The organism is Streptomyces sp. NBC_00335, assembly GCF_036127095.1.
Classification (GTDB): Bacteria; Actinomycetota; Actinomycetes; order Streptomycetales; family Streptomycetaceae; genus Streptomyces.
Window position 1 is genome coordinate 8,030,838 of the sequence record NZ_CP108006.1, and the last position, 17,485, is coordinate 8,048,322.

The 17,485-nt window shown below is 73.0% G+C and carries 19 protein-coding genes; 3 read left to right on the forward strand and 16 right to left on the reverse strand.

Annotated elements, in window-relative coordinates; translation table 11 throughout:
• Nucleotides 1-266: 266 nt before the first annotated feature.
• The 3 genes from OHA37_RS36295 to OHA37_RS36305 all read left to right on the forward strand — a co-directional run bounded on the left by OHA37_RS36295 (nucleotide 267) and on the right by OHA37_RS36305 (nucleotide 2,420).
• The gene (locus OHA37_RS36295; protein WP_266911886.1) at nucleotides 267-1,295 is read left to right on the forward strand and encodes a D-alanyl-D-alanine carboxypeptidase family protein; all 1,029 of its coding nucleotides are present in this window, start codon (nucleotides 267-269) and stop codon (nucleotides 1,293-1,295) included.
• A gap of 41 nt (nucleotides 1,296-1,336) precedes the next feature.
• A complete protein-coding gene (locus tag OHA37_RS36300) occupies nucleotides 1,337-1,531 on the forward strand; it encodes a hypothetical protein (RefSeq protein WP_266911888.1) in 195 nt (64 codons plus the stop codon).
• A gap of 400 nt (nucleotides 1,532-1,931) precedes the next feature.
• The gene (locus OHA37_RS36305; RefSeq protein WP_266911890.1) at nucleotides 1,932-2,420 is read left to right on the forward strand and encodes a DUF6328 family protein; all 489 of its coding nucleotides are present in this window, start codon (nucleotides 1,932-1,934) and stop codon (nucleotides 2,418-2,420) included.
• Here the strand turns inward: OHA37_RS36305 and OHA37_RS36310 are convergent.
• The 16 genes from OHA37_RS36310 to OHA37_RS36380 form a co-directional block, all read right to left on the reverse strand.
• Nucleotides 2,402-2,959, reverse strand: a complete 558-nt coding sequence (locus OHA37_RS36310; protein ID WP_266911892.1) for a DUF5133 domain-containing protein — start codon at nucleotides 2,957-2,959, stop codon at nucleotides 2,402-2,404. The genes OHA37_RS36305 and OHA37_RS36310 overlap by 19 nt on opposite strands.
• A gap of 224 nt (nucleotides 2,960-3,183) precedes the next feature.
• On the reverse strand, nucleotides 3,184-4,032 hold the full coding sequence (locus OHA37_RS36315; RefSeq protein ID WP_266911894.1) for a class II glutamine amidotransferase: 849 nt from the start codon (nucleotides 4,030-4,032) through the stop codon (nucleotides 3,184-3,186).
• A gap of 141 nt (nucleotides 4,033-4,173) precedes the next feature.
• Entirely contained in the window at nucleotides 4,174-5,268 is a 1,095-nt protein-coding gene (hypE, locus tag OHA37_RS36320; RefSeq protein ID WP_323182396.1) for a hydrogenase expression/formation protein HypE, read from the reverse strand.
• Nucleotides 5,261-6,403, reverse strand: a complete 1,143-nt coding sequence (hypD, locus tag OHA37_RS36325) for a hydrogenase formation protein HypD (RefSeq protein WP_266911896.1) — start codon at nucleotides 6,401-6,403, stop codon at nucleotides 5,261-5,263. Before hypD ends, hypE begins: the two co-directional genes overlap by 8 nt.
• The gene (locus OHA37_RS36330; RefSeq protein ID WP_266911898.1) at nucleotides 6,400-6,705 is read right to left on the reverse strand and encodes a HypC/HybG/HupF family hydrogenase formation chaperone; all 306 of its coding nucleotides are present in this window, start codon (nucleotides 6,703-6,705) and stop codon (nucleotides 6,400-6,402) included. The genes hypD and OHA37_RS36330 overlap by 4 nt, the downstream gene beginning before the upstream one ends.
• Complete coding sequence (gene hypF / locus OHA37_RS36335) at nucleotides 6,674-9,085, reverse strand: carbamoyltransferase HypF (RefSeq protein ID WP_266911900.1); 2,412 nt, start codon at nucleotides 9,083-9,085, stop codon at nucleotides 6,674-6,676. Before hypF ends, OHA37_RS36330 begins: the two co-directional genes overlap by 32 nt.
• Nucleotides 9,085-9,999: a hydrogenase nickel incorporation protein HypB gene (hypB, locus tag OHA37_RS36340; protein WP_266911902.1), complete on the reverse strand. Its 915-nt coding sequence runs from the start codon at nucleotides 9,997-9,999 to the stop codon at nucleotides 9,085-9,087. The genes hypF and hypB overlap by 1 nt, the downstream gene beginning before the upstream one ends.
• A gap of 3 nt (nucleotides 10,000-10,002) precedes the next feature.
• Nucleotides 10,003-10,416, reverse strand: a complete 414-nt coding sequence (locus OHA37_RS36345; protein ID WP_266911904.1) for a hydrogenase maturation nickel metallochaperone HypA/HybF — start codon at nucleotides 10,414-10,416, stop codon at nucleotides 10,003-10,005.
• Nucleotides 10,417-10,533: 117 nt separating this feature from the next.
• Nucleotides 10,534-10,638 (reverse strand): DUF6893 family small protein, encoded by a 105-nt coding sequence (locus tag OHA37_RS40910; RefSeq protein WP_443046262.1) that lies wholly within the window; start codon nucleotides 10,636-10,638, stop codon nucleotides 10,534-10,536.
• Nucleotides 10,639-10,648: 10 nt separating this feature from the next.
• On the reverse strand, nucleotides 10,649-11,191 hold the full coding sequence (locus OHA37_RS36350) for a hydrogenase maturation protease (RefSeq protein ID WP_266911906.1): 543 nt from the start codon (nucleotides 11,189-11,191) through the stop codon (nucleotides 10,649-10,651).
• A complete protein-coding gene (locus OHA37_RS36355) occupies nucleotides 11,188-12,600 on the reverse strand; it encodes a hypothetical protein (protein WP_266911908.1) in 1,413 nt (470 codons plus the stop codon). The genes OHA37_RS36350 and OHA37_RS36355 overlap by 4 nt, the downstream gene beginning before the upstream one ends.
• A complete protein-coding gene (locus tag OHA37_RS36360) occupies nucleotides 12,597-13,289 on the reverse strand; it encodes a DUF6084 family protein (RefSeq protein ID WP_266911910.1) in 693 nt (230 codons plus the stop codon). The genes OHA37_RS36355 and OHA37_RS36360 overlap by 4 nt, the downstream gene beginning before the upstream one ends.
• Complete coding sequence (locus tag OHA37_RS36365; RefSeq protein ID WP_266911912.1) at nucleotides 13,286-13,972, reverse strand: DUF5947 family protein; 687 nt, start codon at nucleotides 13,970-13,972, stop codon at nucleotides 13,286-13,288. Before OHA37_RS36365 ends, OHA37_RS36360 begins: the two co-directional genes overlap by 4 nt.
• Complete coding sequence (locus tag OHA37_RS36370; protein ID WP_266911914.1) at nucleotides 13,969-14,511, reverse strand: hypothetical protein; 543 nt, start codon at nucleotides 14,509-14,511, stop codon at nucleotides 13,969-13,971. The genes OHA37_RS36365 and OHA37_RS36370 overlap by 4 nt, the downstream gene beginning before the upstream one ends.
• Entirely contained in the window at nucleotides 14,508-16,292 is a 1,785-nt protein-coding gene (locus OHA37_RS36375; RefSeq protein ID WP_266911916.1) for a nickel-dependent hydrogenase large subunit, read from the reverse strand. The genes OHA37_RS36370 and OHA37_RS36375 overlap by 4 nt, the downstream gene beginning before the upstream one ends.
• A gap of 72 nt (nucleotides 16,293-16,364) precedes the next feature.
• Entirely contained in the window at nucleotides 16,365-17,438 is a 1,074-nt protein-coding gene (locus OHA37_RS36380) for a hydrogenase expression protein HypE (protein WP_266911918.1), read from the reverse strand.
• Nucleotides 17,439-17,485: the final 47 nt, after the last annotated feature.

Here is a 17,485-nt window from a genome sequence, read left to right on the forward strand (position 1 = left end):
CCACGGCCTCTTCGCCCGGAAACGGACGACGGAGGCCGTGGCCGTAGTGGTGTGCGCTCCGATGTGGTGTGCCCTCCGATCCTGGCGAGGACGGATGTGGAACTGATACACGGTGGAGCGCCTGCCGCCGGACAGCTGCCGGGGTTCCGATGCGTTGAGCGGCCATGCTCCGGTGTGTGCCCCTCCGCTGCCGGGTGACCTGGGGCCCGGACCGTTCCGGGCACGGCGGGGCACCTGCCCCCGCTGGAACCCGATCCGGGAGTGTCATGTCTGTCCACGCGTTCCTCCGACGGTCCGCCGAGCTGCCCGGGCGGGGTCTGCTCGCGGCCTCCCGGGCCGGTGACGCCGCCGTCGCCGCCGCCCGTCGCGCGGTGTCGACGGCGCCACTGCCCTGGCCCCACGAGGGCCAGGCGAGCGTGGAGGTGGAGGGGTTCGGCAGCCTCGGCACGGTCGGCGAGCAGATACCGGTGCCGATCGCGAGCCTCACCAAGGTGATGACCGCCTACGTGGTCCTGCGCGAGCACCCGCTCGGTCCGGGGGACCCCGGGCCCGTGGTCCGTGCCGACCGGGCCGCCGCCCGCGAGGCGGGCTCCACGATCGAATCGGTGGTGCCCGTCAAGGAGGGGCAGGAGTTCCCCCTGAGACAGTTGCTGGCCTACATGCTGATCCCTTCGGGCAACAACATCGCCAGGCTCCTCGCCCGCTGGACCGCGGGGTCCGAGGCGGCCTTCGTGCGCTGGATGAACGAGGCGGCCGCGGACCTGGGCATGGCCCGTACGACCTTCACCGGCTCCTGCGGTATGGACACGGGGAACACCAGCACGGCCACCGACCTGCTCGTCCTGGCCCGTACGGTCATGCGGGACGAGGCGTTCCGGACCATCGTCGCCACCCCCTCGGTCCGCCTCCCGGGCGGCCGGGGCGAGGGGCTCACCACCAACCGGCTGCTCGGCCGGCACGGCGTCGTCGGACTGAAGACGGGCACCAGCACCCCGGCCGGGGGCAACGTCCTGTGGGCCGCGTACAAGAACGTCGACGGCACCCGCAGGCTGGTCCTCGGCGCCGTGCTCGCCCAGCGGAGCGGCTGCTCCCCGGTGCGCGCCCGCGCGGCGGTCTGGGCCCACAGCCGCCGACTCGTCGAAGCCGTCCAGCGCGCCCCGCTCGACGCCCTCGCAACGCCCCGGCCGTCCGTGCCGCCGGCGCCCCCGTCCCCGAAGCCGCCGGCCCGCGTCGCGGGGCGGGGTGCCGGGCGGGGAGGGGCGGTCGCACTGACTGGTCGCGGTCGAGCGGGGTAGGCGCTCGGAAGGGGCGAATGGCGACGACCGAGGAGACAGCCATGAGCGACCACGGACAAGACGCCGGACGCAGGCCGGTGCTGCTGCCGGACGAGGGCGCCATGGTCGACGAGCACGGGCGCCCGCCGGGAGCTCCGTCGCGGACGGGTACCGGTTCCAGCTCGCCGCCCTCCGACCCGGAACGCGTCGAACGGGCTGCCGCCGGGGAAGCCGGACCGGGCGCGCCCGGCCGGTGAAGCGTGCACGTGGAGGGGCTGGGCCCTGGTCCATCGGCTCGGCAGCGGTGTACGGATCCGACACCGGCGCCGGGCGGCAAGAGCATCCACACCGGTGTCCGGCCGGTCCCGCCGGACTGCTCGCCGCGGGGCCGGCATCCGGGATTGGGCCGGGCGGGAGCGGGCAGGCGCCGGAGTGAAGACACCGTCCGAGACGAGCCGGAGGGTCACCATGACGAACCCGACCGCAGCGCACACGCCCAGGCCTGTCCCGATGCCGCTCCCGAACCCGGAGCCGATGCCCGAACCCCGGCCGGCGCCCCCGACCAGGTAGCCGGGCGGCCGGGTCCCGCGCCGCGGACATGATGCCGGGGTGCGGGGGCAGACGAGTGCCCGGGGATACCTTTCAGGGAGGCGTTCGATGGCGCACGGTACGGACCAGGACGGCCGGGACGAGTCCCCGGAAGAACGAGCGGACCGGCAGTGGCAGGAACTCGTCCAAGAGATCCGGGTCGCCCAGACGGGCGTCCAGATCCTGTTCGGATTCCTGCTGACGGTGGCCTTCGCCCCCGTGTTCGCGGGGCTCCCGCAGACCGAGAAGACGATCTACGTCGTGACGGTCGTCCTGGGCTCCCTGGCGACCGGCGCCCTGATAGGTCCCGTGGCCTTCCACCGTCTCGTCTCGGGGCGCAGGATCAAGCCCGAGGCCGTCGAGTGGGCCGCGCGCCTGACCTTCACCGGCCTCCTCCTGCTCCTGGCCACGAGCACCTCGGCCCTGCTCCTCGTGCTCAGGGTCGCGACCGACAACGCCCTCGCGACGTGGCTCGTCGGCGGGGTGTTCGTCTGGTACGTGCTCTGCTGGTTCGTGCTGCCCCTGTGGGCACGCGTCCGCTACACCGCCCAACGCTGACCCGAGGACCCCGAGGGGGTCCCTAGTGCTGTGGCGGCGAGCTGTTCCTCCGCCGCGGTGATGGCTTCGAGGGCGGTGGGTCTGCCCATCAGTACGCACAGGGTGTACGCGGTGTCGTCCATGGCCCGCAGGGCCGCCGGGTCATGGGGCGAGGCCGCGAGCCGGGCCTGGCAGCCGCGCAGCCGGGTCAGTACCTCCTCGATCCGGGCGGGGTTCGGCGCGAGCCCGGCAGCGCGGGGGCCGGCCGGCGTTCCGCGGGTGCGGGCGGCCTCCACGGCGCGGCGCAGAGCGCGTTCGAGGCGGGCGGGCAGGGCGGCACCGCACGAGGTGGCGGTCATCGCGGACGCCAGGTCCTCGACGGAGACGTCGGCCAGGTCCGCGGCCGTAGCGAGGATGCGCAGCGCGTCACGGGCCGAGCAGGGGGTCGTGGCCATGAGCATCCCGACGGCCCAGTTGCCCGCCGCCACCGGGTGCCCGTGCGCTCGGGCGGCGGCGGCGGCCTGTCGGGTCGGTGAAATGGGTTCTCCGGGTGTCGGCACGGGGTTCCTCCGGTCCGGTTCGGTGGGGACGATGCGGGGGTCCGCGTAGGGACGCTATGCCCCGCCGTCTGAGCACGGGCCGCGCGGCGCGCTGGTTCAGGGATCGAACAACTGCCATGACCCGTGCGGCCGACCGACCCGGCCGTTCGGCGCCCCCGGCCTCGGCCCGCCGCCACCGCCGCCACCGCCGCCACCGCCGCCACCGCCGGGCTCCGGCGGGGCCGTCAGCCGAGCGCCGGTGCGAAGGGCAGGTAATCCCGTTCCGTGTCGGACGGGATCACCGTGTAGCTGGCCTCGGGAAGTTCGTTCCACACGCCGGGCAGGTCCCCCAGCGGCTCGGAGACCACGATGCGGGAGTCGTCGGAGATCTCGCGCAGGTACTCCACCTCGGGGTGGAGGTGGCGTACGGTCTCGGCGCGGCTGCTGTAGAAGAGCGACCGGGAGGCGCCCTGGCTGGAATACCGGAAGGCCCAGAGCCGCTCGCCGTCGCTGATGGCCAGGGTCATCTGGAGCGGTTCCGCGACGCCGTGCTCCTTGCCCAGCCGCTCCACGAGCCCGGCCATCCTGGCCACCGCCCCCGGGACGTCCTGGTCGAGCCCGAAGGTCACCGCCAGGTAGAACATCACCTCGGAATCGGTGGACCCCTCGATGGAGGAGAAGAGGGCCGGGTCAACGGCCAGGCAGAGGTCGCGCTGCAGCCGCTCGAAGTCCGCGATGGCCCCGTTGTGCATCCACAGCCACCGGCCGTGACGGAACGGGTGGCAGTTGGTCTGCTGGACGGCCGAGCCCGTCGACGCGCGCACGTGCGCGAAGAACAGGTGCGATCGCACGTGGGCCGCGAGCTCGCGCAGATTGCGGTTGTTCCAGGCCGGTGCGATGTCCCGGAAGACCGCCGGTGTGCCGTCCCCTTTTCCGGCGTGTCCGCTGTACCAGCCGAGGCCGAAGCCGTCGCCGTTCGTCGCCTCGACGCCCATCCGGGCGTGGAGGCTCTGGTTGATGAGCGAGTGCTCCGGGCGGTAGAGCACGGCGTCGAGCAGCATGGGCGAACCCGAGTAGGCGAGCCACCGGCACATGCGCAACCATCCCTTTCAGGGCCTCGTTCCGAGCCTAACCCCGCGGGCGTCCGCGGTCCTGGGCCCACTGTCCGGTCCGCCTCGTGACGGGCCCGGGAAGGGGCCCGTCACGAGGCGGCCGCCACCGCGGCGGGGTGCCGCTCAGCAGATCCGCGGCAGCTGCTCCCCGAGCGGCAGGTCCACCACGCGGGTGCCGCCCAGCCGGGTGCGGGCCACGACCATGCCCGGGTGGGCCTCCACGGCCTCGCCGATCACGGTCGCCCCGCGGCCCAGCGGATGCGCCCGCATCGCGTCGAGCACGGCCTCGGCGTGCTCGCGCGGTACGAAGGCCACCAGCTTGCCCTCGTTGGCCACGTAGAACGGGTCCAGGCCGAGGATCGAGCAGGCGTTCGCGACGGCCGGGGGCACGGGCACCCGGGCCTCGTGGACGAGGACGCCGGTACCGGAGGCCGTGGCGATCTCGTTGAGCGCGGCGGCCAGACCGCCCCGGGTGGGGTCGCGCAGGACGTGCAGGTCCGGGGTGACCGCGAGCATGCTCCGTACGAGCCCCCCCAGCGGCGCGCAGTCGCTCTCCACGTCCACCCCGAATTCCAGGCCTTCGCGGACGCTCATGATGGCCACGCCGTGCAGCCCGATCTCACCGCTGACGATCACCACGTCGCCGGGCACGACCCGCTGCGCGCGCAGGTCCACCCCCGCCGGGATGATCCCGATGCCCGCGGTGTTGATGTAGACGCCGTCCCCGTGCCCGCTCTCCACGACCTTGGTGTCCCCGGTGACCACCTCCACGCCCGCGGCGCGGGCCGCGTCGCCCATCGCGCGGGCGACCCGCGAGACGACGGACATCTCCACGCCCTCCTCCAGGATGAACCCGCAGGAGAGGTAGGCCGGTTCGGCCCCCGACATGGCCAGGTCGTTGACCGTGCCGTTGACCGCGAGGTCACCGATGCAGCCGCCCGGGAAGAACAGCGGGCGCACGACGTAGGAGTCCGTGGAGAAGGCCAGCCGCACGCCCCCGAGGGAGAGCGCGGCGGAGTCCCCGAGCTGGGCGAGGGCGGGGCCGCCGAACTCCGGGAGGAAGAGGTGCTGGACGAGCTCGGCGGACAGCGCGCCGCCTCCGCCGTGGCCCATCACCACCCGGGGGTGGTCGCGCAGCGGGGCCGGGCAGGTCCAGCCGTTGATGTCCAGGGGTGCGGTCTCGGCGGGTGCCGTCCTGGCGGGTGCGGTCTCAGCCAACGGGGCTCGCCTCCAGCGGCGTCGTCGGGGCGGCCGGCGCGGCCTGGAGGTCGAGCCGGCGGTAGAGGTAGTACGCGGCGCAGGCGCCCTCGCTGGAGACCATCGTGGCGCCGAGGGGGTTACGCGGCGTGCACAGCGTGCCGAAGGCCTCGCACTCGTGCGGTTTGATGAGCCCCTGGAGCACCTCGCCGCTGCGGCACTCGGCGGGTTCCCGCGTGGTGATCCCGGTGACCGAGAATCGGTGCTCGGCGTCGAACTCCCGGTAGCGCTCCGACAGGCGCCAGCCGCTGTCCGGGATCACCCCGATCCCGCGCCAGGCCCGGTCCGTCACCTCGAAGACGTCCTCCAGCATGGCGAGGGCGGCGGGATTGCCCTCGGGGCGGACGGCGCGCTCGTAGGCGTTCTCCACGGTGTGCTCGCCCCGTTCGAGCTGGAGCACGGTCCGCCGTACGCCTTCGAGGATGTCCAGCGGCTCGAAGCCCGTGACCACGATGGGCACTTGATACCGCGCCGCGAGCTCCGGGTACTCCGCCATCCCCATCACGCTGCACACGTGCCCGGCGGCGAGGAATCCCTGCACCCGGCAGCTGGGGGATTGCATGATGGCCTCGATGGCCGGGGGGACCCGCACGTGCGAGACCAGCAGGCTGAAGTTGGGGATGCCGAGCCGCTTCGCCTGGTGGACCGTCATCGCGTTCGGCGGGGCGGTGGTCTCGAAGCCGATGCCGAAGAACACCACCTCCCGGTCCGGGTTCTGCCGGGCGATGGTCAGGGCGTCGAGCGGAGAGTAGACCACCCGTACGTCGCCACCCTCGCTGCGGACCCGGAACAGGTCCCGGCCGGTCCCCGGCACCCGGAGCATGTCTCCGAAGGAGCAGAAGATCACGCCCGGCCGGGAGGCGATCTCCAGCGCCTTGTCGATGACCTCCAGCGGGGTGACGCAGACGGGACAGCCCGGCCCGTGAATCAACTCCACTTGATCAGGGAGGAGTTGGTCGATCCCGTGCCGGATGATGGTGTGGGTCTGGCCGCCGCACACCTCCATCAGCGCCCAGGGCCGGGTCACCGTGGAGTGGATCTCGTCCAGGAGCCGCCGCGCGAGGGCGGGATCCTGGAACTCGTCGATGTACTTCACCGCGGACCTCCCTCGCCGCCATCGCCACCGTCGGCGGCATCGGCCGCGAGCTCCCACGGGTCGCCGAACTCCTCCTGGAGCATGCCGAGTTCCGCGAACAGCTCAAGAGTCTGCTTGGCCGACTCCTCGTCGAGACGCTGCAGGGCGAAGCCCACGTGGACGATGGCGTACTCGCCGACCCGGAGGTCGGGCAGGTACTCCAGGCACACCTCCTTCTGTACGCCGCCGAAGTCGACGGTGGCCATGCGGGTGCCGTCCTTGTCCGCGATGTCAAGCACTCTGCCGGGTACCGCCAAGCACATGGGCCTCTCCTCGCTGTGGGGGGTCGGTGGCGCCGCGGGCGGCCGCCACCATGAGCTGACCGAGTGCCAGCCCGCCGTCGTTCGGCGGGACCTGGCGGTGCCGCAGTACGGTGAAGCCGCGCTCGCGCAGCGCGCGGGCGCATGCCGAGGACAGCAGGGTGTTGGCGAAGACCCCGCCGGTCAGCGCCACCGTGTCCAGTCCGTGCCGCTCGCGGGCCAGGACGCACAGGTCGGCGACGAGCGCGGTGGCGGCGTCGTGGAAGCGGGCCGCGATCACGGACGGATCCACCCCTGCCCGCACGTCGGAGACCACCGACACCAGCAGGGGCGCCGGATCCGCGGTGACGGGACCCTCGCCGCCGGGAGCGGGGGAGTCCAGGGTGAAGGCGTACGGACCGGGGCCGGGATCCGCCGCCGCTTGCCGCACCCGTCCCGTCGCCCGCAGTGCGGCGGACTCCAGCTCCATGGCGGCCTGGGCCTCGTACCCGGATCGCTGGCAGATGCCCGCCAGTGAGGACACGGCGTCGAAGAGGCGTCCCATGCTGGAGGTCGGCACGCAGTTCAGGCCGAGCTCCAACTGCCTTGCCAAGAGCCGGAATTCATCCTCCGGGCAGCTGATCGCGCAGGGCAGGTCCGGATCCCAGGCGATGCCCGCCGCCCGCAGGTGCGACAGGGCCATCCGGTACGGCCGGTGCACCGCGGCGTCGCCGCCGGGCAGCGGCACGTAGGCGAGGTGGGCGAAGCGGGTGTACCCGGCGTAGTCGGCGAGGAGCACCTCGCCGCCCCACACCGCGCCGTCGTCCCCGTAGCCGGTGCCGTCGAACGCGACGCCGATCACCCGGCGGGCGCCGTCCAGGCCGTGTTCGGCCAGCGCCGACGCGATGTGCGCGTGATGGTGCTGTACGCGCACCAGCGGCCGGCCCCCCGCGTTGCGGACGGCCCACCGGCCCGACCGGTACCCGGGATGACGGTCGGCGGCCAGCAGGACGGGCGCGACCCCGGTGACGGACTCCAGCTGTCCTCCGGCCCGTTCGAAGGCCATCTGGGTCGCCAGGTCGTCCATGTCGCCGATGTGCGCGGACAGCCAGGCCCGGCGGCCCTCCCCGAGGCAGAGGGCGTTCTTCAGATCGCCCCCCGTCGCCAGCGTCGCGGGAACCGGAAACGGCAGCGGCAGCGGCAGCGGGGCGTAGCCGCGCGAGCGCCGGACCAGCAGCGGGGCGCCGTCGCAGACCCGCACCACGGAGTCGTCGCACGGCACGTGGATGGGCCGGTCGTGCGTGAGCCAGCCGTCGGCGATCCCGGCCAGCCGCTCCAGGGCCTCGCCCTCCTCGGTGACGATGGGCTCGCCCGCGAGGTTCCCGCTGGTCATGACGAGCAGGGTGGGCCCCGGGGGATCGCCGGGCAGCCCGAACAGCAGGTGGTGGAGCGGGGTGTACGGGAGCATGACGCCGAGGTCGGGGCTGCGCGGAGCGACCTCCTCGGCCGCTCCGGGGACCCCGGCCCGCCTGCGGAGCAGCACGATGGGCCGGACGCCGCCGGTGAGCAGGGCACGCTCCTCCGGGCCGATGTGTGCCAGCCGCTCGGCCGCGGCGAGGTCGCGCGCCATCACGGCGAACGGCTTGTCACCGCGGGACTTGCGCCGGCGCAGCTCCGCCACGGCCTCCGGACGGGTGGCATCGCAGGCCAGGTGGTAGCCGCCGAGCCCCTTGACCGCCAGGATCGCGCCCCGGGCCAGCATGCGGCGTGCTTCGGCGACCGGATCCGTACCGGTGAGCTCGTACCGGTCCCGCCCGCCGTCGGCGACCAGCAGCCGCAGCCGGGGACCGCAGGCCGGGCAGGCGACGGGCTGCGCGTGGAAGCGCCGGTCGGCCGGATCGGCGTACTCGCGGGCGCAGTCGGGGCACATCGGGAAGCCGGCCATGGTGGTGTGCGCGCGGTCGTAGGGCAGTCCGGTGACGATCGTGAAGCGGGGACCGCAGTGCGTGCACGTGATGAAGGGGTGGCGGTGGCGGCGGTCGGCCGGATCCGCCATTTCCGCGAGGCAGGCGGCGCACGTGGCCGTGTCCGGGGAGACCAGGGTCCGGGACGGGCCGCCGCTCCGGGAGGCGATGATCGCGAATCCGGCGCCGCCGACCACCGGCACCTCGCAGTGGTCCACGGTGTCCACCACGGCCAGTGGCGGTGCGTCCGCCGCGAGGCGCTCGCAGAACGCGGAGACGGCGGCGGCCGCCCCCTCGATCTCGGTCACCACTCCCTCGGGCGTGTTGGTGACGTGCCCGGCCAGACCGAGTCCCGTCGCGCGGGCGTAGACGTACGGCCGGAAGCCGACGCCCTGCACCACGCCCTGGACGGTGACCCGGCGGCGCTGCACGGACTCCATCAGCGGATCTGCCCGTGTGCCCGCGCCGCCGCCGGAGCGGGTGCCGGCGTCGTCGCGTGGCCCGGGCCGTGGTCGTGGTCATGGCCGTGCCCGTGCCCGTGATCGTGCCCGTCCCCGGCCAGGTGCGGGTGGTTGTGGCTGTGGCTGTCGCCGTGCCCGTCCCCGTGTCCGTGGATGTGGCCGTGGCCGTGGCCGTCGTCCGCACCGCCGCTCTGCGGCGCAGCGCACGCGCGGGCCATCACCGGCGTGTGCGCCGCGGCTCCCGCTCCGACCGCCTGCGCCCGGTCCAGCAGGAGGCCGAGGCCCTCGCCGGTGCGGGCCGAGGTGAGGACCACCTCCACCCCCGGATTCACCTGCTGGACGTTCGCGCGGAAGGCCGCCTCGTCGAACTCGACGGCCCGCGCGATGTCGGTCTTGGTGACGAGGACGAGCTGGGCCAGCCCGAAGGCCGTCGGGTACTTCAGCGGCTTGTCCTCGCCCTCGGTCACGGACGCGAGGACCACGCGCAGTGACTCCCCGAGGTCGTAGGAGGCCGGGCAGACCAGATTGCCGACGTTCTCGACGAAGAGCAGCCGTGTGTCCTCCGGCAGCCAGCCGTGCAGGTGGCGGCCCAGCATCACGGCTTCCAGATGGCAGAGCCCGTCGGTGAGCACCTGCTTGACCGGCGCGCCCGAACGGGCCAGCCGGACGGCGTCGTTCTCGGTGGCCAGGTCGGCGGTCAGCGCGGCCACGGCCACCCCGCGTTCCCCCGCGAGCAGCAGTTCCCGCTCCAGCAGCGCGGTCTTGCCGCTGCCCGGACTGGACAGCATGTTGACCACCGTCGTGCCGCGGGCGGTGAGTTCGGCGCGCAGGGCCTGCGCGGCCCCGTCGTTCTTGGCGAGTACCGCCTGTTGCAGGTCGACCACTCGGCACATGGGTCAGGCCTCCTCGGAGATCGGGGCTCGGCAGGGGGCCAGGGCGGCCGCGGCACCTTCGGTGGACGGCGCGTCCTCCCAGGTGACCGTCAGGATGCGGAGCTCGCGCCCGGAGAGCAGCTCCACCTCCGTGGCCCTGCCGCACGTGGGACAGCACAGGTCGGGGGGCATCCCCACGGCCCAGTCGGCCGTGCAGGCGCCGCAGCGCGCGCGGGCCGGCACTGACCGGACGACGAGCTCGGCCCCTTCCAGGACCGTTCCGGCGCAGGCCAGTTCGAAGCAGAAGCCGAGTGCGTCCGGGACCACTCCGGCCAACTCGCCGACCTGGAGCTCCACTCGGCTCACGGTGCTGCCGGCCTCCGGGGCCGCCTCTTCCACCTGGCCCACGACGGCCATGGCGATCGACATCTCGTGCATCGGATTCGGTCTCCGTCCTGCCGGGGCTCATTACACCGGCAGGACCGGGGCGGCACGGCCGGGCACGCCGGGAGCCCGTACGCCCCGTACTCCATTCGGAGGCCGGGGCGTACGCGTTCACATGCGGCGGATGCGCAAGTAGCGCCTGATGTCGGGCAGGACCTGCTTGAGGACGGCGACCAGGGCCAGGGCGGCTGCCCCGCCGACGACGACCTTCTTCATGGGGTGCTCCTCAGTTCTCGGCGGTTCGGGTCGTCCCTCTCGGGTGTGTGTACGGCTCCTCCTGCGCGAGCAGGTCCAGGAGCGCGCGCACGGCCTCCGGCACGGCGTCGGCGACGGGCGCGCTCAGCCCGATGCCCTCCTCGACGCAGGCGGGTTCGCACCCGAGGACGAGCACGCGCCGGGGCGCCTCGGCGCCGGTTCCGGCGCACAGGGTGTCCAGCAGGGCGAGGACGGTGGCGGGCGACATGTCGTGGCCGTCGAGGGAGGCCCCGCCCGGGGGAGCGCCCACGTCCTCCTCGCCGACCTCGATCAGGTACAGGGTGCCGGGGGCCCCGCCGCGCGCGGTGGCGTCGACGAGGACGACCGTGTCGTAGCCGTCCAGCAGCTGGTAGGCGAGGTGGACCCCGCGGACTCCGAAGTCCACCGCCTCCACGTGCTGCGGCAGGGGGTGCGCCGACAGGGCCCGCAGGGTCTCCACGCCGAAGCCGTCGTCGCCGAGGAAGACGTTGCCGATGCCCGCGATCAGGGTGCGGCCGCTCACCCCGGCCCTCACGTCCGCTCCTCGGGGGCCACCTCGTCCGGCTGGAAGTACAGGAACCGGCCCTGTTCCCGGCGGATGTCGGCGCCCGGATCGCCCTCCACGGTGACGGCGAGGTGCACCCCTCCGTCGACATCGTGCAGGACCGCCTCCACCTGGGCGGTGCGGCCCTGGAGGAACAGGTCCTGGGCGTCGGTCCGCCGCAGCCCCGGGCGCAGCACCACACGACTTCCGACGCCCACCCGGACGCCGTCGACCGTCACGTGCTCGGGTACGGGCGCCGCGGAGTCCGCACCGGCCGGGTCCCACCAGGGCGTCCCGGGCCGGAACAGCTCGTCCGCGTCCGGCGCGGCGGCCTCGCCGGTGATGTCGCGCAGGCCCCGTACGGCCCCGTGCAGTCGCTCCAGTACCTCTGGCGGCATCGAATCGGCCAGCTCGATCACGGCGGCCGCGCGGGGATCCGTCCCGCGGGCCTCCCGCTTCTCCTGGTCGGTGAGGGCCGCGGTGCGCAGGGCGAGGATCTCGTCGATCTCGGTGGCGTCGTACATGGCCCCGGCGCTCTCGGGGGCGATGGCCGGGTGGTCCTCCAGGATGATCGGGGAGGACAGGACCACGTCCGTGCGGCCCGGCTCGCCCGCCAGGACGGGCCAGGTGTGGCGGTTCTCGCAGCCCGCGACCGCCCCCTTGGCCCACTCGGGCGGGTCGGTCATCGACAGGAAGGAACCGGAGCCCAGCGCCAGCAGGAGGTGGGCTGCGACCAAGGAGCGGGGCAGCGCCTCCTCCCGGGTCACGGACGGATCCGCCGGGGCCCACGGGCTGGTGTTCTCCACCACGGCGGTCAGCTTCGACACCCGGTACGGGCCTTCGAGTTCGGCGGTGCGCAGGCGCAGGACCCCGTCGATCCGCTCCGTACGCCTCACCAGGCGGCCGACCGTGCGTCCATCGGCGTCGAGGACCGGCTCGGCCTCCTCGCGGGCGGGCCGGGAGAAGGGGAACACGGCCTCGGCGTCCGCCAGTTCGGCAACGGTCACGGACAACTCGACCCGTTCCTCGGTCCCCTCGTCCCAGGGGACCAGTACCCGGTCGGCCAGCTGGAGTTCGGCCACGTCCTCGAACGAGCCGTCGGCTCGGGCACGTTGGACCGTACGCCGCTGCGCGTGCAGGAAGCGCAGCTCCACGCAGAGCGTCGCCGCGCGCCGGGGCTCCAGCAGGATCTCGGTCCGCTGGAAGGAGTGCTCCCCGTGGGCGGGGGCCCAGGCGGGCGGCACGAGCACGCCGAACTGCCAGCGCATCCGGTTCTTCGCCGCGGAGGCCCGGTACGGGTAGAGGACGTACCCCTCGAAGAGGACGGCGTCGGCCACCTGCCGGGCCGTGGCGAAACGGGAGTCCGGGGCGCCGGCGGGGGCCGGGGCGGTCGTGGTCACGGCGCGGTCCTCTCGGTCACGAGCGGCGGCGGCGCCCCCAGCCGGAACGGGGCGGGCGCCGGCCCGGCCGCGGTGTCCAGGAGGGTGCGCACGGTGGCCTCCCAGGAGGGGAGCGCGTGCCGCGAGCGGAAGGCGAGCAGGTCGGCCATCGTGTCGGCGGGCAGCCGCAGCCAGCCGCACCCGGGGAAGTGCTGCTCGACCATCTCCCGCCACACGGCCACGGGCATCCGGTACGAGGCCTCGCGGTCCCAGGGCACCGGTTCGACGTGGAAGCCGCCCGCGCCGGTGAAGGCGGTCCCCGAGAACAGCATCAGCATCGGGACCTCACCGTCCCGGAGCGCCGCGAAGTACCGGGTCGCCGCGATGTCCATGTCGTAGCTGCACGGCACCACGAGGTCGATCTCGGTCTCCCCGGTGAAGCTCGGGACCATCACCGCGACCTGCGCGAACTGCACCGGCTGGAGGGTGGATCCCCAGCGGGAGGGCTCGCCGAACAGGTCGGCGAGACCATCGGCCTCGGCCGGTCCGTAGCGGCGCTTGGCCGGCTCCACGCGGAGCTGGCAGCGCAGGGCGACGGCGTGCACGCGCACCCCGGGCGAGGCGGTGAGCCGCAGCCGGAACACCAGGGTGGGTCCGGCGGCGTACGGATCGGCGCGCACCCCGGTGCAGGCGAAGGCGAAGTCCGTCACGGCCGCCGCCCCGCTTCCACCGGATCCACCGGATCCACCGGATCCAGCGCTTCCGCCGGGGCGAGCACCCGGGCCCGCCGCTCCACCCGCTCGAAGAACACGCGCAGTGCCTCCCGGGCCTCCGCGCCCCCGTCGAAGCCCTGCCAGAGCATCCGCATCCGGCCCACCAGCTCGTAGCAGATGTCGATGGGGACCAGGTGGCAGGTGGTACGGCCCTGCGCGCGGTGCAGCAGCAGGGCCTCCACGTCGGGTTCCAGCAGGCCGGCCAGCCGCCCGGCGCCGAGCACGTGCTGCCAGGTCTCGGCGTCGAGTTCGCTCTCGGTGGCTCCGGCGGGGCTCGGGTAGAGGGCGACCAGCCGGTCGAGTGCGGCGTTGCGGAACAGGAAGGCCACCCCGACGGGGATCTGGAGAGCCTCCCAGGCCCCGTCGCCGAGCGGATGCTCCGGGTCGGTGAGGTAGCGGTCGGGCACGGCGCGGAACCGGCCGGTGGCCGCCCCGGGCCGGTCGAAGAGCAGTGCGCAGGCGGTGCACGCGCAGACCAGGGCCCGCCGCTCGGTCTCCACCAAGTGGCGGTGCGCGTCCTCGGCGACCGCCACCCCGCACAGTTCGCAGGTCTCGGGGCGCGGCGGGCGCGCGCCGGCGAACCGGCGCAGGCCGCGCGCGGCCGGGGCGGGCGCCGTCACCGGACCCGTGCCGGGGTCTGCGGGCGGGCGCCGATCTGCAGGAGGGCCGGGGCGGGAGCCGCCTTCTCCACCTCCACGGAGGTCACTTCGGGCGCGAAGGCCGCCAGGGCGTCCGCCACCCCGCGCGGCACTCCGGTGGAGTCGGCGTCCGCGCCGCCGCAGCCGCAGCCGCCGCCGGCGGGGACGCTCAGTCGCAGGACCCCCGAGTCCGCGTCGAAGCCGATCAGCTCGGCGGCGTCCGGCGCGGACCGCAGCGCCCGCCCGATCCGGACGCGCACGTCCTCGGGGTTCAGGTCGTGCAGGGCCAGCAGGCTCGCGACGAGCTCGTCGTCCAGCAGCGGGGCCAGGCCGTGCTCGCCGAGCCGCTCGGTGATCCGGGCGAGCCCCGCCCCGTAGAACTCCATGAGTCCGCGGACCAGTTCCTCGGCGGCGGCGCAGGCCGCCCGGTCGCCCGTGGCGGCGAGCCGGTCGAGGACCTCGTCCACCCGGCGCCCGGCCTCCCGGGCGTCGACCGCGACGCCCGTGCGTGCGGCGCTCATCCGCCCAGTCCGCTCAGGCCGGTGGGGACGTGCATGTTCTTGACGGTCTTGCCGCCGCCGACGTACATGTGCACCCCGCACGGCAGGCACGGGTCGAAGCTGCGGACCGCCCGCATGATGTCGATTCCCTTGAAGTTCTCCGGGGTGTTCTCCTCGAAGATGGGGGTGTTCTGCACGGCGTCCTCGTACGGCCCCGGAGTGCCGAAGGTGTCCCGGGTGCTGGCGTTCCACGGAGTCGGCGGATACGGGTGGTAGTTGGCGATCTTCCCGTCGCGGATCACCATGTGGTGCGACAGGACGCCCCGTACGGCCTCGGTGAAGCCGACGCCGACCGCCTGGTCCGGCACCTCGAACTTCTCCCAGGTCTGGGTGCGTCCTGCACGCACCTCCGCGAGGCCCTTCTCGGCGCAGTGCAGCGCGATGGCGGCCGCGTACGCCTGGAAGTAGGTGCGGGCCCGGTTGCGCTCCAGGGCGTTGCTCCACTTGGGGATCCGCCACTCGAAGGTGGTCTCGGGCTTGGTCATCGTCTTCGGCAGGTTGATGACCACGCTGTGCCCGGTGGCCTTGACGTAGCCGACGTCCACCAGCCCGGACAGCGCCGTGGACCAGAGCCGGGCGATGGGGCCGCCGCCGGTGTCGAGGGCCAGGTGATCCTTGCCGTCGAACCAGCGCGGCGACATGACCCAGCTGTACTTGTCGTCGAAGTTCCGCTTCTGCGGGGCCGGGATGGTGTGCTGGTTCCACGGGTGGCGCGGGTCCACCGGGTTGCCGAGCGGGTCGTGCGTGACGAACTGCTCCTGCCCCTGCCAGTCGTCGTAGTACGAGCTGCCCAGCAGGATGCGGATGCCCAGATTGATCTCGGTGAGGTCGTTGGTGACCAGCTTGCCGTCCACCACCACGCCCGGGGTGACGAACATCTTCCGTCCCCAGTCGGTCATGTTGGCGTACGTGAAGTCGCAGTACTCGGGGTCGTTGAGGGCGCCCCAGCAGCCCAGCAGGACGCGTCGCCGGCCCACTTCCTCGTAGCCGGGCAGGGCCTCGTAGAAGAAGTCGAACAGGTCGTCGTGCAGGGGGACCACCTTCTTCATGAACTCCACGTACCGCATCAGGCGGCTCATGTAGTCGGTGAAGAGCTGGACCGAGGCGATGGTGCCGACGCCGCCCGGGTAGAGCGTGGAGGGGTGCACGTGACGGCCCTCCATCAGGCAGAACATCTCCCGCGTGTAGCGGCTGACTTGGAGGGCCTCGCGGTAGAACTCGCCCTCGATGGGGTTGAGCGAGCGCATGATGTCGGCGATGGTGCGGTAGCCGTGCTCTCCCGCGTGCGGGGCGGCGGTCCGCTCGGCCAGCTCCAGGACCCCGGGGTTGGTCTCGCGGACCATCTTCTCGCAGTAGTCGACCCCGACCAGGTTCTCCTGGAAGATGTTGTGGTCGAACATGTACTCCGCGGACTCGCCGAGGTTGATGATCCATTCGGCGAGGTGCGGGGGCTTCACCCCGTAGGCCATGTTCTGCGCGTACACGGAACACGTGGCGTGGTTGTCGCCGCAGATCCCGCAGATGCGGCTGGTGATGAAGTGCGCGTCACGGGGGTCCTTGCCGCGCATGAAGACGCTGTAGCCACGGAAGACCGACGAGGTGCTGTAGCACTCGGCGACCCGCTTCTGCTTGAAGTCGATCTTCGTGTGGATGCCGAGACTGCCCACGATCCGGGTGATCGGATCCCATGCCATCTCGACCAGGCCGCTGCCGTCGCCGGCCGCTTTCGTCTTCGGTTGCATCGTGTGCCGTGACCCTTCGTCAGCGCGGGTGGAGGAGGTGTGCGGGGTGGGCGGGGGCAGAACGGCCCGGCTTCACCAGGGCGGGCGGTAGCCCGTCGTGAGCTTCTCGCCGGTGTGGCGCCACTTGGGCTCCTGGTCGACGGTGTGCAGGGTGATCGCCCGGAGCCTGCGGATCACGGCGCCGTACGCGCCGCTGGCCTTGGTGGAGACCTTGGCCCCCGGCGGTTCGTCCATGAACGGCATGAACTTGTCGGGGAAGCCCGGCATCGTGCAGGCGATGCAGATGCCGCCCACGTTCGGACAGCCGCCGATGCCGTTCATCCAGCCGCGCTTGGGCACGTTGCACTTGACCACCGGGCCCCAACAGCCGATCTTCACCAGGCACTTGGGGGAGTCGTAGGTCTCCGCGAACTCGCCCTGCTCGTAGTAACCGGCCCGGTCGCACCCCTCGTGCACCGTGTTGCCGAACAGCCACGTGGGCCGCAGCTTGTCGTCCAGCGGGATCATCGGGGCCGAGCCGGCCGCCTGGTAGAGCAGGTAGGTCAGGGTCTCGGAGAAGTTGTCCGGCTGGATCGGGCAGCCCGGCACGCACACGATGGGGATACCGGCGTGCGACTTCCAGTCCCAGCCCAGGTAGTCGGGCAGGCCCATCGCACCCGTCGGATTGCCCTCCATCGCGTGGATGCCGCCGTACGTGGCGCAGGTGCCGATGGCCACCACGGCGAGGGCCTTGGGCGCCAGCCGGTCGATCCACTCGCTGGTGGTGATGGGCTGGCCGGTCGCCGGATCGTCGCCGAAACCGCACCAGTAGCCCTCGGACTTGATCTTCTCGTTGGGGATGGAGCCCTCGACCACCAGAACGAACGGATCGATCTCGCCCCGCTCGCCCTTGAAGAACCACTCGATGAACGTGTCCGCGCCCCCGACGGGACCGCACTCGAAGTCGATCAGCGGCCAGTGCACGGCGATCCGGGGCAGCCCGGGCAGCGTCCCCGTCACGATCTCCTCGATGCTCGGCTGCATCGCGGCGGTCAGGGACACGGAGTCGCCGTCACAGCTCAGGCCCGCGTTGATCCAGAGGATGTGGATCAAGGGGTCGTCCGCCGGCGGGTCGTCTGCCACCGGGGCCGGAGTTGCTGCGTCCATGCGGAGGCCTCCTTGGGGAGGGGGAGGGGGAGGAGCGGCGGCGGGGC

Coding starts and splice junctions, on each gene's coding strand:
- OHA37_RS36375 (WP_266911916.1), bottom strand. CDS start 16,292: ATGCAACCGAAGACGAAAGCGGCCGGCGACGGCAGCGGCCTGGTCGAG.
- OHA37_RS36330 (WP_266911898.1), bottom strand. CDS start 6,705: ATGTGCTTGGCGGTACCCGGCAGAGTGCTTGACATCGCGGACAAGGAC.
- OHA37_RS40910 (WP_443046262.1), bottom strand. CDS start 10,638: ATGAAGAAGGTCGTCGTCGGCGGGGCAGCCGCCCTGGCCCTGGTCGCC.
- hypB (WP_266911902.1), bottom strand. CDS start 9,999: ATGTGCCGAGTGGTCGACCTGCAACAGGCGGTACTCGCCAAGAACGAC.
- OHA37_RS36370 (WP_266911914.1), bottom strand. CDS start 14,511: ATGAGCGCCGCACGCACGGGCGTCGCGGTCGACGCCCGGGAGGCCGGG.
- OHA37_RS36345 (WP_266911904.1), bottom strand. CDS start 10,416: ATGCACGAGATGTCGATCGCCATGGCCGTCGTGGGCCAGGTGGAAGAG.
- hypF (WP_266911900.1), bottom strand. CDS start 9,085: ATGGAGTCCGTGCAGCGCCGCCGGGTCACCGTCCAGGGCGTGGTGCAG.
- OHA37_RS36380 (WP_266911918.1), bottom strand. CDS start 17,438: ATGGACGCAGCAACTCCGGCCCCGGTGGCAGACGACCCGCCGGCGGAC.
- OHA37_RS36305 (WP_266911890.1), top strand. CDS start 1,932: ATGGCGCACGGTACGGACCAGGACGGCCGGGACGAGTCCCCGGAAGAA.
- OHA37_RS36295 (WP_266911886.1), top strand. CDS start 267: ATGTCTGTCCACGCGTTCCTCCGACGGTCCGCCGAGCTGCCCGGGCGG.
- OHA37_RS36315 (WP_266911894.1), bottom strand. CDS start 4,032: ATGTGCCGGTGGCTCGCCTACTCGGGTTCGCCCATGCTGCTCGACGCC.
- OHA37_RS36300 (WP_266911888.1), top strand. CDS start 1,337: ATGAGCGACCACGGACAAGACGCCGGACGCAGGCCGGTGCTGCTGCCG.